Source organism: Nostoc sp. (assembly GCF_036919575.1).
Taxonomy (GTDB): domain Bacteria; phylum Cyanobacteriota; class Cyanobacteriia; order Cyanobacteriales; family Nostocaceae; genus Nostoc.
The window spans coordinates 24,152-46,455 of sequence record NZ_JBALBY010000117.1 but is presented as its reverse complement, the minus strand read 5'-3'; the positions used below and the strand labels follow the sequence as shown (position 1 = coordinate 46,455).

31 protein-coding genes and 1 pseudogene are annotated in these 22,304 nt (G+C 40.7%); 20 read left to right on the top strand and 12 right to left on the bottom strand.

Translation table 11 applies throughout. The annotated features are described in order from the left end of the window. Positions 1-59 precede the first annotated feature (59 nt). Complete coding sequence (locus V7K27_RS30910; protein WP_334952388.1) at positions 60-542, top strand: SMI1/KNR4 family protein; 483 nt, start codon at positions 60-62, stop codon at positions 540-542. Positions 543-683: 141 nt separating this feature from the next. On the opposite strand, the gene V7K27_RS30905 is transcribed toward V7K27_RS30910, so the two are convergent. The 3 genes from V7K27_RS30905 to V7K27_RS30895 all read right to left on the bottom strand — a co-directional run bounded on the left by V7K27_RS30905 (position 684) and on the right by V7K27_RS30895 (position 2,669). Continuing rightward, positions 684-1,919 carry an NAD(P)/FAD-dependent oxidoreductase gene (locus V7K27_RS30905; RefSeq protein ID WP_334952386.1) on the bottom strand — a complete coding sequence of 412 codons (1,236 nt, stop codon included), beginning with the start codon at positions 1,917-1,919 and terminating at the stop codon, positions 684-686. Between the two features lie 49 nt (positions 1,920-1,968). Then, entirely contained in the window at positions 1,969-2,133 is a 165-nt protein-coding gene (gene rd / locus V7K27_RS30900; RefSeq protein WP_334952384.1) for a rubredoxin, read from the bottom strand. A gap of 341 nt (positions 2,134-2,474) precedes the next feature. Further along, entirely contained in the window at positions 2,475-2,669 is a 195-nt protein-coding gene (locus V7K27_RS30895; RefSeq protein ID WP_334952382.1) for a hypothetical protein, read from the bottom strand. 415 nt (positions 2,670-3,084) lie between these two features. Here V7K27_RS30895 and V7K27_RS30890 point away from each other — a divergent pair, with 415 nt between their 5' ends. Next, positions 3,085-3,651 carry an SRPBCC family protein gene (locus tag V7K27_RS30890; protein ID WP_334952380.1) on the top strand — a complete coding sequence of 189 codons (567 nt, stop codon included), beginning with the start codon at positions 3,085-3,087 and terminating at the stop codon, positions 3,649-3,651. A gap of 245 nt (positions 3,652-3,896) precedes the next feature. Here V7K27_RS30890 and clpB read toward each other — a convergent pair whose 3' ends face one another. The 3 genes from clpB to V7K27_RS30875 form a co-directional block, all read right to left on the bottom strand. Then, positions 3,897-6,515: an ATP-dependent chaperone ClpB gene (gene clpB / locus V7K27_RS30885; protein ID WP_334952379.1), complete on the bottom strand. Its 2,619-nt coding sequence runs from the start codon at positions 6,513-6,515 to the stop codon at positions 3,897-3,899. Between the two features lie 270 nt (positions 6,516-6,785). Then, positions 6,786-7,220 (bottom strand): hypothetical protein, encoded by a 435-nt coding sequence (locus tag V7K27_RS30880; protein WP_334952378.1) that lies wholly within the window; start codon positions 7,218-7,220, stop codon positions 6,786-6,788. A gap of 218 nt (positions 7,221-7,438) precedes the next feature. Further along, positions 7,439-7,684 carry a hypothetical protein gene (locus V7K27_RS30875; RefSeq protein WP_334952377.1) on the bottom strand — a complete coding sequence of 82 codons (246 nt, stop codon included), beginning with the start codon at positions 7,682-7,684 and terminating at the stop codon, positions 7,439-7,441. A gap of 245 nt (positions 7,685-7,929) precedes the next feature. On the opposite strand from V7K27_RS30875, the gene V7K27_RS30870 reads away from it, so the two are divergent. The 7 genes from V7K27_RS30870 to V7K27_RS30840 all read left to right on the top strand — a co-directional run bounded on the left by V7K27_RS30870 (position 7,930) and on the right by V7K27_RS30840 (position 12,412). Continuing rightward, positions 7,930-8,271 (top strand): type II toxin-antitoxin system RelE/ParE family toxin, encoded by a 342-nt coding sequence (locus V7K27_RS30870; protein WP_334952376.1) that lies wholly within the window; start codon positions 7,930-7,932, stop codon positions 8,269-8,271. 2 nt (positions 8,272-8,273) lie between these two features. Continuing rightward, positions 8,274-8,594 carry a helix-turn-helix domain-containing protein gene (locus V7K27_RS30865; protein ID WP_334952375.1) on the top strand — a complete coding sequence of 107 codons (321 nt, stop codon included), beginning with the start codon at positions 8,274-8,276 and terminating at the stop codon, positions 8,592-8,594. Between the two features lie 359 nt (positions 8,595-8,953). After that, positions 8,954-9,334 (top strand): surface-adhesin E family protein, encoded by a 381-nt coding sequence (locus V7K27_RS30860; protein ID WP_334952374.1) that lies wholly within the window; start codon positions 8,954-8,956, stop codon positions 9,332-9,334. Positions 9,335-9,388: 54 nt separating this feature from the next. Next, on the top strand, positions 9,389-9,532 hold the full coding sequence (locus tag V7K27_RS30855; protein WP_334952373.1) for a hypothetical protein: 144 nt from the start codon (positions 9,389-9,391) through the stop codon (positions 9,530-9,532). Between the two features lie 631 nt (positions 9,533-10,163). Next, positions 10,164-10,361, top strand: coding sequence for a hypothetical protein (locus V7K27_RS30850; protein ID WP_334952371.1), 198 nt, complete (start codon positions 10,164-10,166; stop codon positions 10,359-10,361). Positions 10,362-10,472: 111 nt separating this feature from the next. Further along, the gene (locus V7K27_RS30845) at positions 10,473-12,053 is read left to right on the top strand and encodes a group II intron reverse transcriptase/maturase (protein ID WP_334952370.1); all 1,581 of its coding nucleotides are present in this window, start codon (positions 10,473-10,475) and stop codon (positions 12,051-12,053) included. Between the two features lie 53 nt (positions 12,054-12,106). Next, the gene (locus V7K27_RS30840; protein ID WP_334952368.1) at positions 12,107-12,412 is read left to right on the top strand and encodes a hypothetical protein; all 306 of its coding nucleotides are present in this window, start codon (positions 12,107-12,109) and stop codon (positions 12,410-12,412) included. Here V7K27_RS30840 and V7K27_RS30835 read toward each other — a convergent pair. Further along, positions 12,381-12,563 (bottom strand): hypothetical protein, encoded by a 183-nt coding sequence (locus V7K27_RS30835; protein WP_334952363.1) that lies wholly within the window; start codon positions 12,561-12,563, stop codon positions 12,381-12,383. The genes V7K27_RS30840 and V7K27_RS30835 overlap by 32 nt on opposite strands. Here V7K27_RS30835 and V7K27_RS30830 point away from each other — a divergent pair. After that, a complete protein-coding gene (locus V7K27_RS30830) occupies positions 12,557-12,811 on the top strand; it encodes a TIGR02450 family Trp-rich protein (RefSeq protein WP_334952361.1) in 255 nt (84 codons plus the stop codon). The genes V7K27_RS30835 and V7K27_RS30830 overlap by 7 nt on opposite strands. 170 nt (positions 12,812-12,981) lie before the next feature. Here the strand turns inward: V7K27_RS30830 and V7K27_RS30825 are convergent, their stop codons facing one another. Next, positions 12,982-13,113, bottom strand: a complete 132-nt coding sequence (locus V7K27_RS30825; protein ID WP_334952359.1) for a hypothetical protein — start codon at positions 13,111-13,113, stop codon at positions 12,982-12,984. A 324-nt stretch (positions 13,114-13,437) separates the two neighbouring features. On the opposite strand from V7K27_RS30825, the gene bchL reads away from it, so the two are divergent. Then, on the top strand, positions 13,438-14,304 hold the full coding sequence (gene bchL / locus V7K27_RS30820) for a ferredoxin:protochlorophyllide reductase (ATP-dependent) iron-sulfur ATP-binding protein (protein WP_196528135.1): 867 nt from the start codon (positions 13,438-13,440) through the stop codon (positions 14,302-14,304). 32 nt (positions 14,305-14,336) lie between these two features. Further along, positions 14,337-15,131, top strand: coding sequence for a DUF5331 domain-containing protein (locus tag V7K27_RS30815; protein ID WP_334952358.1), 795 nt, complete (start codon positions 14,337-14,339; stop codon positions 15,129-15,131). Positions 15,132-15,183: 52 nt separating this feature from the next. Here the strand turns inward: V7K27_RS30815 and V7K27_RS30810 are convergent, their stop codons facing one another. After that, a complete protein-coding gene (locus V7K27_RS30810; RefSeq protein ID WP_334952356.1) occupies positions 15,184-15,318 on the bottom strand; it encodes a hypothetical protein in 135 nt (44 codons plus the stop codon). Between the two features lie 46 nt (positions 15,319-15,364). On the opposite strand from V7K27_RS30810, the gene V7K27_RS30805 reads away from it, so the two are divergent. From V7K27_RS30805 to V7K27_RS30785, 5 genes and pseudogenes are all read left to right on the top strand, one after another. Next, positions 15,365-16,768, top strand: coding sequence for a ferredoxin:protochlorophyllide reductase (ATP-dependent) subunit N (locus V7K27_RS30805; protein ID WP_334952355.1), 1,404 nt, complete (start codon positions 15,365-15,367; stop codon positions 16,766-16,768). Between the two features lie 191 nt (positions 16,769-16,959). Next, complete coding sequence (locus tag V7K27_RS30800; RefSeq protein WP_334952354.1) at positions 16,960-17,883, top strand: DUF3825 domain-containing protein; 924 nt, start codon at positions 16,960-16,962, stop codon at positions 17,881-17,883. A gap of 183 nt (positions 17,884-18,066) precedes the next feature. Then, entirely contained in the window at positions 18,067-18,360 is a 294-nt protein-coding gene (locus tag V7K27_RS30795; protein WP_334952353.1) for a DUF2442 domain-containing protein, read from the top strand. Positions 18,361-18,382: 22 nt separating this feature from the next. After that, positions 18,383-18,520: pseudogene (locus tag V7K27_RS36615) on the top strand (AbrB/MazE/SpoVT family DNA-binding domain-containing protein); the annotation flags it as partial. A 75-nt stretch (positions 18,521-18,595) separates the two neighbouring features. Beyond that, entirely contained in the window at positions 18,596-18,823 is a 228-nt protein-coding gene (locus V7K27_RS30785; protein WP_334952349.1) for a hypothetical protein, read from the top strand. Positions 18,824-19,040: 217 nt separating this feature from the next. On the opposite strand, the gene V7K27_RS30780 is transcribed toward V7K27_RS30785, so the two are convergent. The 3 genes from V7K27_RS30780 to V7K27_RS30770 all read right to left on the bottom strand — a co-directional run bounded on the left by V7K27_RS30780 (position 19,041) and on the right by V7K27_RS30770 (position 20,789). Beyond that, on the bottom strand, positions 19,041-19,376 hold the full coding sequence (locus tag V7K27_RS30780) for a hypothetical protein (protein ID WP_334952347.1): 336 nt from the start codon (positions 19,374-19,376) through the stop codon (positions 19,041-19,043). 436 nt (positions 19,377-19,812) lie between these two features. Then, positions 19,813-20,340 (bottom strand): helix-turn-helix transcriptional regulator, encoded by a 528-nt coding sequence (locus tag V7K27_RS30775; protein ID WP_334952345.1) that lies wholly within the window; start codon positions 20,338-20,340, stop codon positions 19,813-19,815. Further along, positions 20,337-20,789, bottom strand: a complete 453-nt coding sequence (locus tag V7K27_RS30770; protein ID WP_334952343.1) for a DUF6932 family protein — start codon at positions 20,787-20,789, stop codon at positions 20,337-20,339. Before V7K27_RS30770 ends, V7K27_RS30775 begins: the two co-directional genes overlap by 4 nt. Before the next feature lie 345 nt (positions 20,790-21,134). On the opposite strand from V7K27_RS30770, the gene V7K27_RS30765 reads away from it, so the two are divergent. From V7K27_RS30765 to V7K27_RS30755, 3 genes are all read left to right on the top strand, one after another. After that, positions 21,135-21,317: a hypothetical protein gene (locus V7K27_RS30765; RefSeq protein WP_334952341.1), complete on the top strand. Its 183-nt coding sequence runs from the start codon at positions 21,135-21,137 to the stop codon at positions 21,315-21,317. A gap of 157 nt (positions 21,318-21,474) precedes the next feature. Next, complete coding sequence (locus V7K27_RS30760) at positions 21,475-21,837, top strand: hypothetical protein (protein WP_334952339.1); 363 nt, start codon at positions 21,475-21,477, stop codon at positions 21,835-21,837. A gap of 5 nt (positions 21,838-21,842) precedes the next feature. Beyond that, entirely contained in the window at positions 21,843-22,274 is a 432-nt protein-coding gene (locus tag V7K27_RS30755) for an HNH endonuclease (RefSeq protein WP_334952337.1), read from the top strand. Positions 22,275-22,304: the final 30 nt, after the last annotated feature.

The window sequence follows — 22,304 nt, the reverse complement described above, 5'->3', positions numbered from 1 at the left end:
TTGGAAATCCCTAATTAAGATAGAGATGATTCATCCTCCAGAAAGTTCGAGGTTTTGAAATGATTAATAATATACAAGAATTAAGAGAGCGCTTGTTTACTAGTGGAATAGTAAAAAATGAGCAAGAGCTACAAGGATGTACCTTAGAGGAAATTGCATACATTGAGAGTAAATATGGAGTTTTGCCAAGGACTTATAGGGAAATCTTAGGCTTACTTGGGCATAGTGCCGGAAAGCTTGTTAGCAGATCGGAATTTGAGTTTTACTTCCACCAACTTATCAAAATGAATGAGTGGCAGCGAGAGACTATTCTTGAGTCAATTGCTGAGGGAGAAGAATGTACTATCTTAGCTGAAAATGCCTTCTGTATCGTTGCTAGAAATGGAGACCCATGTTTTATTATTGCCGATGGACAAGATGATTGTTCTGTTTATATGCTACATGAAAATGGTACAATCGAAGAAATACACACATGTGTTATGGATTGGATAGAGGTATATGTAAAAGATGCTGAACATTGGATAAGGAAAGGAGTAAGATAAACTTTCAAAGTTATCTTTTTGATAAGAAATTTTAACGATAACGGTTATAGTAGTCTGATACATTAATTTTGATAAGTTCATAGTAAGGACTTTAGTGCTTACTACGAACTCTCTTAAACTCTCATAATCTCTGTGGTGGCACTAATCGCTACTCGCCATTGCCACTCCTGCTAAATACCCGGTTGTCCAAGCACTTTGGAAGTTAAACCCACCGGTGATGCCATCAATATCTAAGATTTCTCCGGCAAAATAAAGACCGGGAATTAATCTACTTTCCATTGTCTTGAAGTTGACTTCTTTGAGGTTGATGCCGCCACAGGTAACAAATTCTTCTTTGAAGGCTCCTTTGCCGTTGATTAAATATTGTCCCTGAGTAAGTTCTTGCACCAGTTGATTTAAGGTTTTACTAGATATTTCTGCCCAACGGTCTTCTGTGGTAATGCCTGCACGAGCAATGATATATTGCCAGAGACGATGCGGTAGATCAACGCCGCGATGCAATGCGATCGCTTTCTTTCCCCATTCATCTTTAACTGCTAAAACTTTTTCTCGCACTTGTTCTTGGTGCAAATCAGGCAGCCAATTAATCAATAATCTGGCTTGATAGCGGCTTTCGTGCAGAACTCTCGCACCCCAAGCAGAAAGCTTCAAAACGGCGGGTCCACTCAAACCCCAATGGGTAATTAGCAATGGCCCAGTTTGTTGTAATTGCGATTTTCCACCCGCAGATAACCGCAATTGGGCAGGGTTAACGCTAACTCCAGCTAATTCCCTCAGCTTTTGATCGAGAATATTGAAGGTAAATAACGAGGGTACTGGCGGTTCAATTTGATGACCTAACTCTCGGACAATTTTATAACCCACAGGGCTGCTGCCGGTTGCCAGAAGTAAGCGATCGCATTTAATTGTCTCTCCCGACTTCAGAAGAATTTCAAACCCCCCATCTGCTGCGGTTCTCACTGAAGTTACATGTGTACCGATACGGAGTTTTACCCCAGATGTCGCCACGGCTTTAATCAGACATTCCACAATGGTTTCTGAACTATTGGTGACAGGAAACATCCGGCCATCAGCTTCAGTTTTGAGATAGACTCCACCAGCAGCAAACCAAGCTACTGTATCTTGAGGCCCAAACCGAGTCAAAGCACCCCGCAAAGCTTTTGCACCTCTGGGGTAATTTTGCACTAACTCCTCAGAGTCAAAGCAAGCATGAGTAACATTGCAGCGTCCGCCACCAGAAATTAGCACTTTTGCTAGGGGTTGGCGACTGGCTTCGAGTAAAGTAACTTCGGCATCAGGATTGACTCTAGCACAAGCGATCGCGCCAAAAAATCCTGCTGCCCCACCCCCAATAACTACAATTTGTAACGGTAGCAAATTCTAAAATTTCTCAATAGCACGTACTTTACTAGGCTAGCCGTTATCTTCACTCTTCAACTAGTTCAAATTGGTCTTTTGTAGCACCGCAAACGGCGCATACCCAATCATCTGGTATATTTTCAAAAGCTGTTCCCGGTGCGATGCCGCTATCTGGATCGCCTACTTCTGGGTCATATTCATAGGCGCAAACAGTACATATATACTTTGCCATGCTCCTTTCCCCTAGTAAATTATTGGCATTGCTTTACTATTAAATACTTTTGGTAGTGAGTCAAAATAGGCACGCTACAATTCTTAAACGAGACTACGGCATGAAAATTATCAAATTAAACCGCAACGCGAGAGTCATTAGTCCTTGAGTTACCACGCCGACTCTTTAACGTGGTTTGAATTAGTCCTAATCATTAGTTTTTTTCGCCCACCCAACGGCCACGCTCAGGGCATCGCCAGGGGCGAAGTATGTACCAAAAACTCTTGTATCTTAGACTAATGACCAATGACCAATGACCAATGACTAATGACCAATGACTAATGACTCCTTTATAAATCAGATTAAAAACGCCACCATCTCCTTTGGGCGTAACTGATAATCGCGATCGCGATCGCCCCAAGTAGCAATAGCCAAATAATTCCACCTGGAATAAAAGTGAGAATACCAAAGCCTCTCAGTACCCAGACGGCAACGCTAATGCCGAGAAGGATACCAAAAATCTGGATTAATCTACGATTTAAAGAAGATTGACTCACCTACTTTTCCTCTCAACTCAACAGACATTACATTTGATATTGACAATAAGATATGAAGTTACGATGAAATTACGGTTTCATCATAAATAACACATGAAAATCGAGAAATGCTATTCAAACGTTGGGGTAAGTGCTTGATATTAGATCCCGTTTGTGCAATTCTAGCTGTTAACAATGCAGTTTTTCATCTACAGATATTGCTTTGATTAAACTGACTTAAGTCTTGATTGTGTTAATTGTGTTAAGAAATACAGCTTTGATCGTAAACTGTCTGAAATAATTACCAAAAAATCACAGTTTCCAGAATAAGTATTAGACTGGAACTAAAATTTAATGGGTTGGATCTAAATCAAGTTTTATAGCTTGTAGTTTTAACTCCATTTAGGTGGATGAGTTGAGGAGTAACTTAAGTCTTATGTCTGCGTCTTATATATCAGACTCAATTATTGCAGGTTCAGATATGGCTTGGAATCAAGACAAGCAAAAGTTGCTGGTAGAGGGTGAAATTTTGGTAGAAACGCGATCGCACAAGATGTGGGGTGGCGCTGTCACAGCCTGGATGTATTTGCCGATGGTGCGATCGCAAGTCTGGCAACAATTAACTGATTACCCTCGGTGGGTACAATATTTTCCTGACATCATCAAAAGCGAAGTTTTGTATAAGGACGATACCAAACATCTGTATCAAGTAGCACAAAAAGCCTTTATCTTTTTCACGGCTCAAGTTGAAATTTATCTCAACGTTATAGAAGTGCTGGGGCAGCAAATCCAATTTCGCATGGTAAAAGGGACTTTTGAGGACTTTAACGCCAATTTAGAACTCAAAGATTGCGGTAATGGCACAATGCTAGCTTATACTGTGCAAGCTACACCTCTGATTCCAATTCCATCTATTTTCATTCAACAAGCAATGAACTTTGAGTTACCTACAAATATGCGTAAAATGCGACAAGTGCTTTGTAAGAGTCAAAATAATTCGTAATTCGTAATTCGTAATTATTACGCCACGAATGTTTCACAAAAAAACGCCAAGACGTTCTTATACCAATTTAATGTGAAGTTGCACATATCTTGATCCCTCTAAATCCCCCTTAAAAAGGGGGACTTTGATAGATGTTTTTCCGGTTCCCCCCTTTTTAAGGGGGGCTAGGGGGGATCGAATTCTATGCAGCTTCATAAAAAATTGGTATTAGTTGATTTTGCTTCTTGGCGTGAGATTATCTTCAATTAGCTACTAAACACCTCAACAGGTAAGCGACTAAACGATAACCTTTCATTCTGCACATCTACAAAAATAGTGTCGCCGTCGTTGAATTCGCCGCGCAAGATGTGTTTAGCAATTTGAGTTTCTAACTCTCGCTGAATCGCTCGCTTCAGTGGACGCGCCCCATATACGGGGTCATACCCTACTTCTGCTAAAAAGTCAAGTGCAATATCTGAGAGTTTGAGGGATATTTTGCGATCGCTAAGTCTTTTCCGCAATCTCTCCACTTGCAATAGCACAATTTGCCGCAATTCCTTCTTATCTAAACCGTGGAAGATGATGATTTCGTCAACTCGGTTCAGGAACTCTGGACGGAAGCTATTTCGCATCGCCTCCATGACTCGACGGCGCATTTCGTCGTAGTGGGCGTTATCTCCAGCGACATCGAGAATATACTGTGAACCGATGTTGCTGGTCATGATGATAATAGCGTTCTTGAAGTCCACCTTATGACCTTGGGCATCAGTGACGCGACCATCATCAAGAATTTGCAAGAAGATATTAAATACATCGGGGTGTGCTTTCTCGATTTCATCAAAGAGAATCACTGAGTAAGGACGGCGACGAATCGCTTCTGTAAGTTGTCCGCCTTCTTCATAACCCACGTATCCTGGAGGCGCACCAATCAGCCTGGAGACGGCGTGTTTCTCCATATACTCCGACATATCGATTCGCACCAGCGCATCTTCGCTATCGAACATATACGCCGCCAGCGCTTTCGCCAATTCAGTTTTACCCACACCCGTCGGCCCAAGGAAAATAAAGCTAGCAATGGGACGATTCGGATCAGCCAATCCAGCGCGCGATCGCTGAATTGCATCCGCTACAGCTGTGACTGCTTCTTCTTGTCCAATCACGCGACCGTGTAGTTCATCTTCTAAATGCAGCAGTTTCTCTTTCTCCGATTCCACTAATTTGCTAATGGGAATCCCTGTCCATTTAGAAATAATTTCAGCAATATCAGCTTCTGTGACTTCTTCCCGTAATAGTGATTTACCACTTCTTTGAGTGCTTGCCAATTCAGCTTCTACTGCTTCCAATTGACGATGCAAACTGGTTAAAGTGCCGTATTTCAACTCGGCAGCGCGGTTAAGATCGTAGTCGCGTTCTGCTTGCTGAATCTCTAAGTTAGCCTGTTCAATCTCTTTTTTAACGGACTGAATTTTGTCAATGATATCTTTTTCAGACTGCCATTGAGTATTCAGTGTTCTTTGTTCTTCTTTGAGATCGGCAATTTCTTTTTCCAGTCTTTCTAGACGTTCACGAGAAGCTGCATCACTTTCTTTTTGTAGTGATAGCTTCTCCATTTCCAATTGCAGAATCTTGCGATCAATTTCGTCGAGTTCTTCTGGTTTGGAGGTAATCTCCATTTTTAATCTAGCTGCGGCTTCGTCTACCAAATCAATTGCTTTATCTGGGAGGAAGCGATCGCTAATATAACGACTCGACAATATAGCTGCTGCAACTAAAGCACTATCAGAAATCTTTACCCCGTGGTGGTTTTCATAACGTTCTCTCAACCCGCGCAAAATCGAAATACTATCTTCCACACTGGGTTGATCCACATAAACTTGCTGGAAGCGTCTTTCCAGTGCGGCATCTTTTTCGATATATTTGCGGTATTCATCCAAAGTTGTCGCCCCAATGCAGCGTAATTCGCCCCGCGCCAACATCGGTTTTAACAAGTTACCCGCATCCATCGCGCCTTGGGTTGCACCAGCGCCGACAACGGTGTGAATTTCATCAATAAATAAAACAATCTTACCGCCAGATTCGGTAACTTCTTTTAATACCGCTTTCAGACGTTCTTCAAATTCACCCCGAAATTTTGCCCCTGCAATCAAAGCACCCATATCTAAAGCGATTAGCTTGCGGTCTTTGAGAGATTGAGGTACATCACCTGCAATAATGCGCTGTGCTAATCCTTCAGCGATCGCAGTTTTACCAACACCAGGTTCACCAATTAACACAGGGTTATTTTTGGTGCGGCGTGACAAAATTTGGATAGTGCGGCGAATCTCATCATCCCGCCCAATCACTGGGTCAAGTTGACCTTTACGGGCGGCTTCGGTGAGGTCGCGCCCGTATTTTTCCAGTGCTTCGTATTTGCCTTCTGGATTTTGGTCGGTCACTTTTTGGCTCCCCCGAATTTGTTTAATAATATCTTTTAGTTTGCTTTCGTCTAAACCGAATTCTTGGAATAAACCTTTGCCAAAGCGGTCATCTTTAGCGTAAGCCAGCAATAAGTGTTCAATTGAAATATATTCATCTTGAAACTCTTTGCGATATCCGTCTGCTCGATCTAGAAGTGTATCCAAGCTGCGTCCTAAATAGACAGAACTGCTGCTACCAGATACTTTCGGCTGACGTTGTAAAAATTGTTCAGTGCGATCGCGCAGTTTTTGAAGGTTAACACCCGCCTTGGTGAAAATCGCAGTTGCTAGACCATCTTGTTCTAGCAGTGCTTTCATCAGATGTTCACTTTCTATCTGCTGTTGTTGATATTGCTTAACAATATCGGGGGTATGAGCGATCGCTTCCCAGGCTTTTTCTGTAAATTGGTCAGGATTAGTAGGTTGCATAGGCTTTTTCAGTTAAAAGGGCGGTTGTAAACCGCGTCTACACAGGCAAAACCCACCTCCGTGGGTTACAAAAAGCTTTATTCTCTCTTAGTCCACGAAGGTGGACTTCGTTTGTATAGCCGCGAATTCTATTCGCCCTGGCTCTAAGTTGACACTAATGTACTACCAGAACCCCAAGTAAAGAAAATTTCTGCTTTCAATAGACATTGTAAGAACAGGAGAGCGATCGCCTAGATCGGTGTTCACGTCTTGTAAAAGTGGTATTTTCCCCTAGTCCCCATTTCTTATAGGCATCGCCGTTATAGCAAATGCGATCGCCGTTATAGCAAATGAGGTCGCCGTTATAGCAAATGCGATCGCCGTTATAGCAAATGAGGTCGCCGTTATAGCAAATGAGGTCGCCGTTATAGCAAATGTGGTCGCCGTTATAGCAAATGCGATCGCCGATATAGCAAATGCGACCGCCGATATAGCAAATGTGGTCGCCGTTATAGCAAATGCGATCGCCGTTATAGCAAATGCGATCGCCGTTATAGCAAATGCGAGCTTAGAGGATGTTTGAAAAATATTGGGCGAATAGAATTCGCTACTACACAAACGAAGTCCACCTTCATGGACTAATACAAAATCAAGGATTTTAACGAACTTTGGGGGTTTGGCTCGTTGTGCGATCGCAGTATAAACCACATCTATTTTGAGAACCATAGTTTTTAAAAGTAGTGGGAGCATCTTGCTCCCTGCTCGTAGTAGCGGGCAAGATGCCCGCACTACTCCAGGTTTCAAAATGGACGAGGTTTAATACCGATTCAAAAACTCTCTTGCTGTATCAATGCAGCTGTTCTGGCTGTTGCTGCTTTTAATTCTGCCTCAACCAAAGTATCCAGATCTGCTTGTAGCTCTGGTGGCAATGCTTGCCCATGATCTCATCCTAACCGCCACAAACTCATCAATTCCGATAACCGTTCTTGTTGTTTAGCGCTGAAAAATGGGTCAGGGCTAAAATTTTGAATGACAAGCAGTGCGCTGAACTCCGTTTCACCCAATTGAGTAGTTAACGCATCTAGGGCTTGCCCCGCAGTTTTGCCAACAGAGTGCTTATCCCCTGCAATGGCGCGATAAGTTTTTTCACCATCAGCATCAAAGATTGGCAAGATTGCTACTGTAGTCATGCTTGGAGTTTGGAATCCTTTGCCTCAAATTACAACTCTACACCACCCAACGTTTGAACTCACCGGATGGCGATAATTGATACTGCCGAGAAGAAAATGACCTGATTGGATTGCGATCGCTTCATAACGAATTAAATGACAAAAATGATTTTGTCTTAACCTCTCACGGATGCTCTACGGTCGGTGTAGCTACTTGTTGGGCTGCTGGCGACAACTAGAGTATATCAGATATGATATAAAATGGTATGGATAACGATGATAAACCTTTGGTTTGGCTACGCGGCGAGGTTAAAACTCCACCTTTTAGTCAAGAAGCTCGTGTTGAGGCAGGTTTTCTGTTGAGGTGCTTGCAGCAAGGTGAGAACCTGGAATTGCCTCACTCACCACCAATGCCAAGTATTGGAGCGCATTGCCATGAGTTACGCATTCGAGACGTGGACAAAAATTGGAGAATCATTTATCGAATTGACGACGATGCCATTTTGATTGTCGAGGTGTTCAATAAAACTACACGAACAACACCTGAGCAAGTGATTGAGAATTGTCAAAAGCGATTGAGTAAATACGATATAGATACACAGGATTAGTCATGGATCAACTAAAAAAGGAACGTCTAGAAGCAAAGGGTTGGAAGGTTGGCACAGTTTCAGAATTTTTGGAACTAACGCCAGAAGAAAATGCTCTGATTGGAATCAAATTAGCACTCAGCCGGAGTTTAAAAGCACGACGACAAAAAGTAATGACACAAGTTGAATTAGCCGAGAGAATTCACTCAAGTCAACCGCGTGTTGCTAAGGCAGAGAATGGTGATGCTTCAGTTTCAATTGAACTGTTGATACGTGCGATGCTGGCAACAGGTGCAAGCCTTCAAGAAATTGGAAAGGTTATTGCTGAAGCTGGGTATGTATAGATTAGATTGCAAGATAGATCATAAATTCGGAAGTTAATCCTACTAACATCAGGCTATTCAGTAATTCATTTCGCAATTCTTGTTTGCAATTAACACTATCACTATCCAAATGTGAATGATGAAAACACGGCTTGGGTTGTTTACATAGGATATTTAATAGAAAATTCATACTTGCTTTATAAATTAGTTTTTACTTAAAGGGTCTTACCAGATAAAGGTCTAGCAGAATTACTGAACCAGTTATAGGTAATAGACAAATAGAATGTGGTATCTGATGAACCTGCTAAAAGGTAGTTATACTCTTGCAGGCAAAAATCAGATTTTAACCATGCAAAACTTTTAATTAAGATATCAGTTTTATGAAACGAATTCTAGGATTAGCAATTGTTTCTTTAATAGCATTTCCTTCGACTGCATTGGCTGCTGATTGGGTTTTAGTTAACGAATCATCGGATGGTACTCGTATTTTTATTGATAACGAGTCGTATGAAAAACGAGGAACCATAGCGTGGTATTGGCAGTTAGTGAAGCAAGAATCCGGTGTCGATGAAGTTACTTTCAAAACATCCTATTTTTCTATGGATTGTCGTAATCGGAAAGTTCGGCTCAGAGAAGGTTTTCAACATGACAGCACAGGTAAACTCATTTTTAGTCATAGCTATGGGGATACCGGGCCTTTAATGCAAATTATTCCTGACACTACTGGTGAGAAGATTTTTAGAGCAGTATGCTTTCGCTAACTAACAATTGATAAGTTTTTTATAGAAAGCAGATTAAAAAATAAAACAAGTACAATGAATTCACAAGTAGCTATCAAAGAAACGCTCAAAGCTTTTTCGATTAATATTGATGACATCCTAGAGATGCTTATTAAACAAAATTATTCCCAAGAAAGAGATTTGGAGCAGGTAAAGTTATATTTAAAAGATGTGAAATGATCAAGTAGATATTTTATAAGGTCAACTACACTTAATCGCATTGAAAACAGCTTACCCCCGAAAGCTAAAGCTTACTATTTTTTTCTTAGAATGTATGGGTAACTGTCTTAACAATATCTATAGAGACATGATCATAAACAGAATTACTCCTTCATAAGCATAAATTTAAATGCATATACCAAGCATGACGTATTAAAATTCTTCTACCTTCCCTCACCATTCTCTTCCTGCCCCCACACAGAGTTACCATAATCCCAGGTCGCCTAGTGGATGCTGAAAATGATTGACCCCTACGACTTTGAAGATGATGACTTTGACTTTGAGGATGAGGATTTATTAAAAATAAAACCCATTAGCCAAATGACTGAAGGGGAAAAGCTAGTGCGATTCGTTGATTAGTGAATCACGGTATCCAGTCCGTACATAACTAATCCAGTCCGTCAGCAGATCACTGACATTAAAGGCTGAACTCTCGGATTGATGCAAGTGCAAGCCTTGCCATTCAGACTCAGAATTGACTCCTTACCTGCCCACACCGAACAAGCTCGGTTCTTGTAGAGTGAAGCTGGGAACAGGGCGCAATCAGACGACCGTTGCGGGTTTACACTGGCGCTAACAGGGAGTTCCCACGATGAAACAGAGCCTAGAAAAGCGACTTAATCCTCCGGCAGGGCGCAACACAAAACCCCTGACCCCACTGGAGCTAATTCCCGCCGAACATGAGCTTAGTATCGGCAAGAGTCTAGGGAATCCAGCAGTCGAAGTGGCTACATCTAACGGAACAATCAATCTCTCCGAGGGAACGAATAAAAACGAGTTGTGGGTCTAGGGGCAGTCGAACCCCAAGTAGCCCAGACGAGAGGAGGAATCCCCACAATTCGGGTAGGACAGACCGTAATTGGTCTGAGGTGTTCAGAATACACTAACTAGAGAAGAGTAAATGATTAGACACAGTTACAAAACTAGTGAATCTTGGGTAGCACTACCGTGGAAGAAATTCCGCCGAAATCTATTCCGCCTTCAAAAGCGCGTGTACAAAGCGGTTCTTGTTGGAGACAAACGGAAAGCTAGGTCACTCCAAAAGCTTATTCTTAAAACCACCTCGGCTCGATTTCTTGCAATAAGACAAGTATCTCAGCTAAATGTTGGTAAGAAGACGGCTGGTATTGATGGTAAGAAATCCCTCTCATTTGAAGAACGCTTCAACCTTGAAGAACTACTGAAAATGAACAGTGGAAATTGGAAACATCAAGGCTTACGGGAAATCCCCATCCCTAAGAAGGACGGGACAACCAGAATGCTTAAGATACCCACCATCGCGGACAGAGCTTGGCAATGCCTCGCAAAATATGCATTAGAACCAGCACACGAAGCCACTTTCCACGCTAGGAGCTACGGGTTTAGAACTGGGCGCTCTGCCCATGATGCACAAAAGTACATCTTTTCAAACCTCAACTCCAAGTCCTATGGAATAGAAAAACGAGTAATTGAACTCGATATCGAAAAATGCAACGACCTGATTAACCACTCAGCAATAATGGACGAACTCATTGCCCCCAAAGGCTTAAAACTCGGAATCTTCCGATGTTTAAAATCAGGAGTAAACCCAGAATTTCCCGAACAGGGTACACCTCAAGGAGGAGTGGTCAGTCCTTTACTAGCCAACATTGCACTCAACGGGATTGAGAGTATACATAGATACCACTACAACTACAAACGAGGAAACAGAATCACTGATAAAACCTCGGACAGTGATATCACCGAGCCATCAGTCCGTTACGCGGACGACATGGTTATTATACTCCGACCCGAAGATGACGCGACAGAGATACTTGAAAGAATCAGCGAGTTCCTCCGCAAACGCGGAATGAATGTAAGCCAAAAGAAAACCAAAGTTACCGCCGCGACAGATGGGTTTGATTTCCTCGGCTGGCACTTCAAAGTCCAGAAAAACGGAAAGTTCAAAAGTACTCCCTCAGTGGACAACTTTAAAGCATTCCGTAAGAAAGTAAAACACATCGTCAACAACTCGAATTATGGTGCTACCACAAAGGCGGAGAAATTAGCCCCGGTAGTAAGAGGGTGGAGAAATTACCATAAGTTCTGCAAGATGGACGGGTCTAGAAACTCGTTATACCACATTCAAAAGAGAGCTTACACGGTATTCAACAAGGAAACCAAGCAAAACAGCTACTCTAGCAAGAAATTACTAGACAAGGCATTCCCAGCAGTTTCCTACTCCGAAAACAAGCACATTTCTGTCAAGGGAACTAAATCACCTTACGACGGAAATACAGCCTATTGGAGCGAGCGCAAAAGTAAGCTCCATGACGGCGAAACCTCTAAAGCTCTTAAGAAGCAAAACCATAGATGTGCCTCCTGCGGTTTAAAATTCATCGATGAAGAACGGATTCATCTGCATCACATCGATGAAAATCACGCCAACTGGAAGAAAAATAATCTGGAAGCAATTCACGAGAGTTGCCACGATTACAAACACATGAGCAAAAGCGCAAGCTGAGAACATCGGAAGCTGGGTGCGGTGAAAGCCGCACGCCCAGATTTAACAGAGAGGTGCCCCGGACAATACCGGGCATCGACTCTACCCAGAGGTTTAAGCGATTCTTCGACAGCAGCAGCCGTGCGATGTTGCAAGACTGTCTATTTCGCATCGTCAATTACGAAGATGGTACGGGCACGTTAGAAATTCTTTGCCCTAACGAAGTTGTAAGACAACGACTTTCCAAGAAAAAGCGCAAAATTACCAACAACATCAACACCTGCTGGAGCCATATCAGATGGTTTTCGCTATGTGTCCAGCAAGATAGTGAGTTGGATTGTCAGAAGTTTACCCGTAATGGTGATTTAGTGACATCTTAGCTGGGGAGTGGGGAGTAGGGGGAGATGAGGGAGATGAGGGAGATGAGGGGGATGAGGGGGATGAGGGAGATGAGGGAGAAATTAAGCAATAACAAATGACAAATGACAAATGACAAATGACAAATGACAAATGACAAATGACAAATGACAAAAAAACAAAAATTTCCTTACCTAGTTGGTTCTAAGTGGACGGCACAGCAAAAAGTTGATGGCTGGCGCCACTTCCAAGTTGTCAATCGAAAAAATCAGGCTAAGTGGGTTTACGCCGAAATGGTTGCTGCTTGTGATCCGAAAGTCCGTTTCTGGATAAATGCCAAATTATTACAAGATAACTCCCAGTGGCAAGCTGGCTGGCAAACATTACAGGAAATCGAGGAACTTGAAGGTAACGCATCCTAATTGCCTTGCCTCGTTCCCAGTCTCTGACTGGGAATGCCCATCAAGAGGCAGAGCCTCTTGATTTAGTAATTTAATAATTTTTTACAAAATCACCCTAACTTACTCTCAAGCAGCAATTAAAGGGTGTTAGCTACCGACTGAAAACTACCAATTTATCTGCGATACCTTCTCTACGAGACGCTACGCGAACGGTGAGCTACGCGATCGCAAATTGCAGTACTATTTCCAGCATCGCGCTGCATATAACTCTCTTTACCCTTGACCCTGCGCCCCAATGCCATGAAAACACGTTGTACAACCATCAGCTAATTCTATGAAAACCATTCCAAAAACCCAATTACAGCTTTTTGTCTTTTGTAACTATTTTTATAAAAATAAGTAATAAAAACTTTTTATTTACTATTTGTAGAGTTATTAAAGTCTTTTAGCTTGATAAAACCATAAATACACATAATTAGGCTCTAATTCATCAGATTAGACCGATTTACAGATTAAGAGCCACTTTCTTTTCTATGCAATTTGCCCAATAATTACATCAACAGACCTCACGCATCGCCATCTCAGGAAAGGTGAAGGCAAATGTTTGAGCCACAAGTTTGACAAAAAGCTATAAGAGGCAAACAACAGTGAAACTAGCAGTCTACGGAAAAGGTGGTATCGGTAAATCCACGACTAGCTGTAATATATCCGTCGCCCTAGCTAAACGTGGCAAGAAAGTGCTGCAAATTGGCTGCGACCCCAAACATGACAGCACCTTTACCCTGACTGGGTTTTTGATTCCCACAATTATCGACACCCTCCAAGAAAAGGACTATCACTACGAAGATGTCTGGCCGGAAGATGTGATTTACAAAGGCTACGGCGGTGTTGATTGCGTAGAAGCTGGTGGCCCACCTGCGGGTGCTGGGTGCGGCGGCTACGTAGTCGGTGAGACCGTAAAATTACTTAAGGAACTCAACGCCTTTGATGAATACGATATAATTCTTTTCGATGTTCTGGGTGACGTGGTTTGCGGTGGTTTTGCAGCACCACTCAACTATGCAGATTACTGCCTGATCGTTACAGACAACGGCTTTGATGCTTTGTTTGCTGCTAACCGAATTGCTGCTTCAGTCCGCGAAAAAGCCCGAACTCACCCACTACGTCTAGCTGGGTTAATTGGCAACCGCACCTCCAAACGCGACTTGATTGAAAAATATATAGAAGCAGTGCCCATGCCAGTTCTAGAAGTTTTGCCTTTGATTGAAGATATCCGTGTTTCCCGTGTGAAAGGGAAGACTTTGTTTGAGATGGCAGAGCAAGATCCTTCCCTAGACTACGTTTGCGATTACTATCTCAACATCGCCGATCAAATTCTGGCGCGTCCCGAAGGTGTTGTACCTAACGACACACCAGATCGGGAATTGTTCTCTTTGTTGTCTGATTTTTATTTAAATCCGGGTAAACCCCAGGTTCCTAATTCAGAAGAGGAACTAGACTTGATGATTGTATAAATCACCAAGTTCTCAGGATGGGGGACAATAATATGGCTTTCTTTCACAGCTTTACGGATTCATTAAAGCAAAAATGGTTGCAATTTTTCCAGAACAACCGGGACTGGATTACCCTGCACATGCAAGTAGAATCAGTGTACACCCCTGATGGCGGGAAGCGACCACCTTCTTACCTCATCCTGGGAGTAGTTAACGCCCTAGAGCCAAAGCTAGCGCAGTTAATGTTGCCCTTTGCCAAACTTAATCCTGACGCCGATACGCTGATTGAGGTGCTGGATTTGCATTTTGACCCAGATTTCGCTCTCGGTAATCGCTTTGCCATCAACCCAGAAGAGGAAAAATACGGAGATGATTCAGCAGATGTCATTGACGAAAAGCCTGAAGACGAAACATTGACACATTCTCATACAAATGGGTTTGGGTTGGTGGCGGCAGTTGAAGAGTTCCCAATTGTGGATTCTGATGAGCAAAGCCTGGGGATCGGCGAGTTGGAGGAAACCGAAAATGCCTTTGGCGATATTTCCTTATCCAACGTAGACGACTCAAAAGATGAGTCTCTCGAAATCCCTAGTTTAGAAGGGGATGAGTTTGGGGAAATTGCCTTCGATGCAACAGATGCAATCGAAGTAAACCTGGATGACGACGAGGTGCTTGAGGATAGTCCACTAGATGAGAATGCGTTTAAAGACGTGTTATCGGATGTCTGGGGCGATCAAACAGCTTTGCAAAAGGAAAAGGCTGAAGAAAGTAACGATTTTTTAGGGGAAGAACTGCCAGCAGGCGTTTTTGATGAATCAGAAATTGCCCGTCTCTTCCCCAACGCTTAATTACTAAGTTAGGAGTTAAAAAAAGTTAGGAGTTAGGAGTTAGTAAAAAAACTCATAAACCACATCTATCTTGAGAACCATAGTTTTTAAAAGTAGTGGGAGCATCTTGCTCCCTGTCGGTACTAGCGGGCAAGATGCCCGCACTACTCCAGGTTTCAAAATGTACGAGGTTTAACTCATAACTCATAACTTAATTACTCCTAATTTGAAAATCAAGGGGAGAATAAACGAATATGACTGTCGCTCAACAACCAGAAGCTTTAAACTTTGAATGTGAAACTGGGAATTACCATACCTTTTGCCCAATTAGCTGCGTGGCGTGGTTATACCAAAAAATTGAAGATAGCTTCTTTTTGGTGATTGGGACAAAAACTTGTGGCTACTTCTTGCAAAACGCGATGGGAGTGATGATTTTTGCTGAACCTCGCTATGCAATGGCTGAGTTGGAAGAGGGCGATATTTCGGCACAGCTGAATGATTATGAAGAGTTAAAGCGGTTGTGCTTGCAGATTAAACGCGATCGCAATCCGAGTGTAATTGTCTGGATTGGCACTTGCACTACCGAAATTATTAAAACTGATTTGGAAGGCTTGGCACCGAAATTAGAATCCGAAATCGGGATTCCCATCGTTGTAGCGCGTGCAAATGGTCTAGATTACGCCTTCACCCAAGGAGAAGACACCGTATTAGCTGCTATGGCTAACCGTTGCCCTGATAAGGCTCCTGTGGCGGAAACAGAGAAAAATGAACGTAATGCGATCGCAAAATTGCTCAACTTCGGTAAGAAGAAAGAAGATGTCGCCCAAGATGAATCTGAGTACGTGGATCACACACCACTGGTTCTCTTTGGCTCCCTTCCCGACCCCGTAGTTACTCAGTTAACCTTGGAACTGAAGAAACAAGGCATCAAAGTTTCCGGCTGGCTACCCGCGAAGCGCTTCACAGAATTGCCAGTACTGGAAGAAGGGTATTATGTCGCTGGTGTCAACCCTTTCCTCAGCCGCACAGCTACCACCTTAATGCGCCGCCGCAAGTGTAAACTCATTGGCGCACCCTTCCCCATTGGCCCCGATGGCACCCGCGCTTGGATTGAGAAAATCTGCTCGGTGTTCGGTATTACTCCCAAGGGTTTGGATGAACGGGAAGCACAAATTTGGGCAGGTTTGGAAGATTATGTAAAACTGATTCGCGGTAAGTCTGTATTCTTCATGGGTGATAACTTGCTGGAAGTTTCCCAAGCACGATTTTTAATCCGGTGTGGGATGACGGTTCACGAAATCGGTATTCCCTACATGGATAAGCGCTATCAAGCTGCTGAGTTGGCATTGCTGGAGAAAACTTGCCAGGAAATGAATTCACCTCTGCCAAGGATTGTGGAGAAGCCGGATAATTACAATCAACTTCAGCGAATTTATGAGTTGAAACCAGACTTGGTAATTACTGGTATGGCTCACGCTAACCCACTGGAAGCACGCGGTATTAATACTAAGTGGTCTGTGGAGTTCACTTTTGCTCAAATTCACGGCTTTACGAATGCGCGTGACATGTTAGAGTTGGTGACTCGTCCGCTACGTCGAAATAATAATTTGAAAGACTTGGGTTGGGATAAGTTGGTGAGAGAAGAAGCGAAAATTTAAATTTTGGTTTGGATTGAGCAACAGCATAACATCATACAAGTGGAGGCGAACACTTTAAAGTTCGCCTTTTTTTAATGAATTAATGATAATTCTTAGGAATAATTGCGTAATTACACCCATCTTTTTTAAGATTGTAAAGTTATATAGTGATCTAACACAGTCATGACTTATGGTAGCGCTTCTGAAATAATATGACACAAGCTGGAAGGAAATTAGAGAAATTTGCATTTTTGCATAACCAAGCTTTTGAAGAGAAACTAGACATGTTAGCGCAAAAGGCAGAAGAAGAAAATTGGCAATATGAAGATATTACTGGCTCAACAGTTAATAATATAATTGGAACATTTGAAACAAACTATCCAATATTAAGAAATTACTTAAATTACACGTTTAAACGTGTTGATGAAGAAAATAAAGTAATTTACGATACTGGTGATGAAAAAACTGCTAAATATGCCTGTTTTAACACAGGATTAATTTCAACAAATTTAAGCAAGCCTATATTTGGCTTATTTGAAGTTCACGAAAATTATAAGAATAATGAGCGCTTGATAAAATGGCATTTATTTGGTTTTTTTGACCGTAGCCAAGTAGAGTTTACTAGAAAATTTGCTGTATTACCTAAGTTAGCAAGATATGTTGATTTCAGTAATTCAGAAGATTTTTCCAATTATGTATATAATCCTGATTTGGAATTAGATATAGCTGATGAGAATCAAATAAAGCATATTATTAGTCGTGATAATATATCTCGATTTCCACAAGAATTTCAGGAATTACCAGGAAATTATAGGTTACGTATATTAAATGATGCAATTAGAAGGGCTAAAGAATTAGCTGAACAAAGTAATAGGATAGCATTACCCCAATGGCGCCCTAATCAAAGACAATTGCAAATACTTTTACCACTTTTTCTTGATTCAGGTAATGAAGATGAAGCTAGTGTTGCACTTCCGATTCAAACGCAAGGAAATGTATATGCGGTCAAGACTGTACTGCCTTTAAGTTGGGCTTATAGTAATGCAAGACTTCTATCTAGATTTAGAAGAGATTGGCTAAAACCAATAAAAGCCGAATCTATGAAAAATGAAGAAGATATTGATTCTGAAAACTAGATAATGACAATCACTAGTATTCAAAAATTAAATACTCGAGTTTTATTTTTTTTAATTAACGAACCGCCCACGCTAACAAAGAAAAGTGATCGAGGAGTATTACAATGGTGAATACAGGATTTGGGGTTGGATTTTGAGATACAAAATAATCTCTTATAACAAATTCAACCATTAGAGTGAATTATGCTTAAAAACATTATAGAAGTTATTCCTTACGATAATTATCAACTATATTTGAAGTTTGAAGACGGAAAAGAAGGTATTGTTGATGTTAACCAGTTAATCGAATTTACAGGAATTTTTGCAGCTTTAAAAGATTTAAACTATTTTAAAACTGTTAAAATTAACGCTGAATGGGGAACAATTCACTGGGAGAATGGCGCAGATTTAGACCCAGATGTTCTTTATTCTGTGGTTACTAACCAATCTATTCCCACCTATAGAAATCTGGAAGAATATGAAAAAACTTGGAGTTAAAACAGAAGCAATTCCAGAAATCGGTGATTTATTAAAGCCTAGTAAATTTTTTTCAGTAACTAAATTAGATGATGTAGCAGGTTGCTTAAAATATCAGGGAAAACCTAAAACTATTGAGGATATGGATAATGCAATTCGCCAAGGTGTAGAGGAATCGTGATTTAAAAGTAGAAAACTTGCTCAAACCTGATTAAAAAAGCTAACAAGTTTCTATTCCCTAACTCCAGAACTCACCATGACTCAAAAAACCTATCAACTACCCCTAACCTTCGAGCAAATTCTTAATCTTGTCCTACAACTTCCCGCACAAGATCAAGAACAACTTATTCAAGAAATAAAGAAAACCTCTTCAAATAATAAAGATGCAGATTTACTTAGTGTTTTTGACAGAATCGGCAGAAATGCTCAAGCCAAAGGATTAACCGAAGAGACTCTAGAAGAATTACTTGTCGATGAATCATAAACTAATTGTCTCTTTAGCTTTTTGTTCAGATGATTTTTCAAAAAAGAGTTTGTTTACCATGCTTGATAATAAACTAAAGGTAAAGGCTAAAATGCCTAAAAAAATGCGAATTGTTTTGTTCATATTGACTTAATTAATCTCTAAGTATTGATGGATTAAGAGTGACTTTATACTTTATATAGTCACTTAGCTTTTAACGCTTCAAAAGCTAAAATTTCTATAGTTTTATAGGTGTAAGTAAAAAAACAAAACTGATTAAAAATGATATAATCTTGATACTTTCACTTACCCAATTTTTGAGCATACATAAACGAGAACCATTGGTTATTTCAAATAAACTAGGACACTCATAAAAAGAATTGCTCCCAAAAATAATTGATAATGGAAAAACAACGAACTTTAATAATTGTTCTGACACTGCCCATACCAACATAAAAATAATAATATATAATATCGCAATTAATATAAAATTATTTTTAACGTCTTTTGGAAGACCGTCAAGCATTGAATCACTTACTGCTATTATTCTTATTTTCTTTTGAGGAGAAGACATTGGTCTACTATATAAAACTTATTTATAATCTTATATTTTCAAAATATTTACCTGAGAGAAAACCCTTAATTTAGCCTGCTAAAAAGTAATCATGTTCTTTGATTTCAGTAATTACACACTTTACATTATAAATAGTTATATAAAAATAAAAATAAACTTGTTTAAAATTAGTGTAATTCATTAAATTCCCAGTTTTCTCCTAATTACTAAACCTTAGCAAGCTAATACCTACCCTTTACTCAGTGTTCCCAATTTGAGTTCTATTCTCTCTAATAGCGAAGCGATCGCTCTTTTTCACGAACCGCCCACGCTAACAAAGAAAAGCAAGCGATCGCAGATATAGTAATCCTATGTTCTTGTGGTAAATCTCTATTTAGAGATTCCAAAAAAGCTTTGATTTTATTGGAACGATGGTAAGTTGCTCCGTCCCAAAAAATTAGTAATCTTTTGAAGCTTTAGTTTTAATATTCAGTTTTTTTTTGCGCCATTTGTCCACGCTTTTTTTAACTGCTTCTATTTCTGCAAAATCTACTTGCACAGTTGCAATTTCAAATTCAACACCCAAAGCGGTGCTGACTTCGAGAATTTCTACAAAACTGGCACATTGATAATCTGTATCCTCATATTCTTTCACTCTTTGTTCATCAATTCCTAATATATCAGCAAGTTCTTGCTGACTAATTTGGGCTGCTATCCGAGCTTTAATTAAAGCATTTGGCAGCTTATTTAAAGAATCAACTTTAATTTTTAAAGGTTTGCTGATGTCGCAATTAATAAGTCTTTCGTATTCTGTGATTTCTGATTTTAGCTCGTCAACTTGACTTTGATATGAGTCTCGGTGAAGCTTCCATCGCTCTGCTTCTGCTTTCAAGTGTTCATTGCTATCCAATGACACTATAGACTGTTCAAAGCGTTGCAACCAATCTAAGGAATGTTGATATTGTTGCTCGTTTTTGATCATCATGGTTTCCACCTTTGTAAATCTATAGCAATAATTCCTTTGCGCGTATTCGTTCTGGTATCAAATTGAAAAAAATCTATGTAGGCTGTACCAGAATCATTAGCTGGATAATTTGAGGGAAAGATTTCACCCTTGTACTTAATTTTTTGTTCGGCACGCCGCAGCGCAAAATTAAATAAAGTAGGAGCAATAGATTCTAGGTAATTTATATCAACTCCATTGTCCTCCCAACAGGCATCGAAGTCTCCTGGTTTTTGTTTACTGGTGACGAAACTACCATCAATATAAATAGTTATACAGCCAGCTGCTTTTAGTTGCGTCATTGCCAGTTCCAGACCGTCTATCATGCGCTGTCTAGTCAAACTTGTACCAAATATTTCTTGAAATTCTGACCATTCTGCCCAATGCACCCCTGATGGTAAAATACCACTTTCGTCAAATTCTGGAATCATTTCTCACACCCTAACACAGCTTAATTATCCAGTTATGAGTGTCCCATAATTATTTAAAAATCCCAGTTTTAACCAAAAACCACATAAGGACTAAAGTGATCGAGGAGCATTACAATGGTGAATACAGGATTTGGGGTTGGATTTTGAGAGAGTTTATTAGCTGCTACAATAATTAAAAATTTTGCAGGGTGCGTTAGCGATGGGTAACGCACCTTGAGCTTTTTTGACAAACCGCCAAAACACTAAGTATCCCAAGGAAGAAAAACAAGCGATCGCACAAATTCATCTCACTCGATACAGTTACAATATGATGATAAAGATGCGAAAACTGTAGTACAAGTCATTATGCTAATTGAACCACCATTTGAAGAAGACGAAACTACCTATCTTCTGAAATCAGAAACTAACAAGAAACATCTAATCAAAGCTTTAGAAAATGTAGAAAAAGGTAACTTAATTTTTGTTAATTTAGATGAACATGAAAAAATTGTATTTGAACCACAAACTTATGAAATTGAAGAAGATTGATTATTTTGACTTGTAAATCTCATTATTACAATAAATTTTATTGAGGCAGGGATATTTTTTTACTTCAGGCGATCGCACTTTTTCAACTAGAGGGTGGGAAGCAAAACAAGAGAGCGATCGCAGATACAATCATAAGTAAAAGGCAATCTGGTAGAAAATGACTGAAATTGTCACCCTTCAACTCCCTGAAACACTGGCACAAAAAGCAAAGGAAATCGCAGCTTTCACACATCGGCGACTTGAAGATGTATTACTAGAATGGATTGACCGCGCTATTACCGAACTACCTATGGAGTCATTACCGGATGATCAGGTTTTGGCTATGTGCGATATGCAGATGGAAGGTCAGCAACAAGAAGTTTTCAGTGAATTGTTAGCGCGTCACCGCGAGGGACAGCTTAATGATGCAGAAGTTCGTCAACTAGATGAACTCATGCAGGTCTACCGACGTGGCTTAGTAAGTAAAGCAAGAGCCTTAAAAGTGGCTGTTGAACGCGGCTTGAAACCAGCCCTCAATTAACAGCAATGGCCCGCTTTTATATTTCTGTAGAAATAGAACGTCGTGTCCGCACAGATGCTCAAAACCGTTGTGGCTATTGTTTAAGTCCTCAGCGTTTGGTAATGGCACGTTTGGAAATTGAACACATTATTCCCATCTCTAAAGGTGGTAGCAATGATGAATCAAACTTATGGCTAGCTTGTCCCTTGTGTAATCGCTACAAAAGTGATAAAACTACAGGGGTTGATCCAGAGACGAGCGAAACTGTAAGGCTATTTAACCCTCGTACTCAAGTCTGGTTAGAGCATTTTGGCTGGAGTGAAGATGGTCTACGTATTGTTGGCAAAACGGCGACTGGTAGAGCAACTGTTGTAGTTCTACATTTGAGTGATGATCCAGATGCACTGGAAGTTCGTAGTTATTGGGTACTTGCGGGTTGGCATCCTCCAGAAGATTGAACAAACCGCAGATCAGAGAGCGATCGCTAT

What these genes read in the sequence shown, in the direction of transcription:
- V7K27_RS30815 (WP_334952358.1), top strand. Translation starts at nt 14,337, where the DNA reads ATGGCTTTCTTTCACAGCTTTACGGATTCATTAAAGCAAAAATGGTTG.
- V7K27_RS30795 (WP_334952353.1), top strand. Translation starts at nt 18,067, where the DNA reads ATGCTTAAAAACATTATAGAAGTTATTCCTTACGATAATTATCAACTA.
- V7K27_RS30880 (WP_334952378.1), bottom strand. Translation starts at nt 7,220, where the DNA reads ATGGTTCTCAAAATAGATGTGGTTTATACTGCGATCGCACAACGAGCC.
- V7K27_RS30855 (WP_334952373.1), top strand. Translation starts at nt 9,389, where the DNA reads ATGAATTCACAAGTAGCTATCAAAGAAACGCTCAAAGCTTTTTCGATT.
- V7K27_RS30805 (WP_334952355.1), top strand. Translation starts at nt 15,365, where the DNA reads ATGACTGTCGCTCAACAACCAGAAGCTTTAAACTTTGAATGTGAAACT.
- V7K27_RS30845 (WP_334952370.1), top strand. Translation starts at nt 10,473, where the DNA reads ATGATTAGACACAGTTACAAAACTAGTGAATCTTGGGTAGCACTACCG.
- V7K27_RS30850 (WP_334952371.1), top strand. Translation starts at nt 10,164, where the DNA reads ATGAAACAGAGCCTAGAAAAGCGACTTAATCCTCCGGCAGGGCGCAAC.
- V7K27_RS30825 (WP_334952359.1), bottom strand. Translation starts at nt 13,113, where the DNA reads ATGGTTGTACAACGTGTTTTCATGGCATTGGGGCGCAGGGTCAAGGGT.
- V7K27_RS30780 (WP_334952347.1), bottom strand. Translation starts at nt 19,376, where the DNA reads ATGTCTTCTCCTCAAAAGAAAATAAGAATAATAGCAGTAAGTGATTCA.
- rd (WP_334952384.1), bottom strand. Translation starts at nt 2,133, where the DNA reads ATGGCAAAGTATATATGTACTGTTTGCGCCTATGAATATGACCCAGAA.
- V7K27_RS30755 (WP_334952337.1), top strand. Translation starts at nt 21,843, where the DNA reads ATGGCCCGCTTTTATATTTCTGTAGAAATAGAACGTCGTGTCCGCACA.
- V7K27_RS30830 (WP_334952361.1), top strand. Translation starts at nt 12,557, where the DNA reads ATGACAAAAAAACAAAAATTTCCTTACCTAGTTGGTTCTAAGTGGACG.
- clpB (WP_334952379.1), bottom strand. Translation starts at nt 6,515, where the DNA reads ATGCAACCTACTAATCCTGACCAATTTACAGAAAAAGCCTGGGAAGCG.
- V7K27_RS30775 (WP_334952345.1), bottom strand. Translation starts at nt 20,340, where the DNA reads ATGATGATCAAAAACGAGCAACAATATCAACATTCCTTAGATTGGTTG.
- V7K27_RS30785 (WP_334952349.1), top strand. Translation starts at nt 18,596, where the DNA reads ATGACTCAAAAAACCTATCAACTACCCCTAACCTTCGAGCAAATTCTT.
- V7K27_RS30875 (WP_334952377.1), bottom strand. Translation starts at nt 7,684, where the DNA reads ATGACTACAGTAGCAATCTTGCCAATCTTTGATGCTGATGGTGAAAAA.
- V7K27_RS30890 (WP_334952380.1), top strand. Translation starts at nt 3,085, where the DNA reads ATGTCTGCGTCTTATATATCAGACTCAATTATTGCAGGTTCAGATATG.
- V7K27_RS30760 (WP_334952339.1), top strand. Translation starts at nt 21,475, where the DNA reads ATGACTGAAATTGTCACCCTTCAACTCCCTGAAACACTGGCACAAAAA.
- V7K27_RS30870 (WP_334952376.1), top strand. Translation starts at nt 7,930, where the DNA reads ATGGATAACGATGATAAACCTTTGGTTTGGCTACGCGGCGAGGTTAAA.
- V7K27_RS30800 (WP_334952354.1), top strand. Translation starts at nt 16,960, where the DNA reads ATGACACAAGCTGGAAGGAAATTAGAGAAATTTGCATTTTTGCATAAC.
- V7K27_RS30765 (WP_334952341.1), top strand. Translation starts at nt 21,135, where the DNA reads ATGCTAATTGAACCACCATTTGAAGAAGACGAAACTACCTATCTTCTG.
- V7K27_RS30810 (WP_334952356.1), bottom strand. Translation starts at nt 15,318, where the DNA reads ATGAGTTATGAGTTAAACCTCGTACATTTTGAAACCTGGAGTAGTGCG.
- V7K27_RS30865 (WP_334952375.1), top strand. Translation starts at nt 8,274, where the DNA reads ATGGATCAACTAAAAAAGGAACGTCTAGAAGCAAAGGGTTGGAAGGTT.
- V7K27_RS30770 (WP_334952343.1), bottom strand. Translation starts at nt 20,789, where the DNA reads ATGATTCCAGAATTTGACGAAAGTGGTATTTTACCATCAGGGGTGCAT.
- V7K27_RS30910 (WP_334952388.1), top strand. Translation starts at nt 60, where the DNA reads ATGATTAATAATATACAAGAATTAAGAGAGCGCTTGTTTACTAGTGGA.
- V7K27_RS30860 (WP_334952374.1), top strand. Translation starts at nt 8,954, where the DNA reads ATGAAACGAATTCTAGGATTAGCAATTGTTTCTTTAATAGCATTTCCT.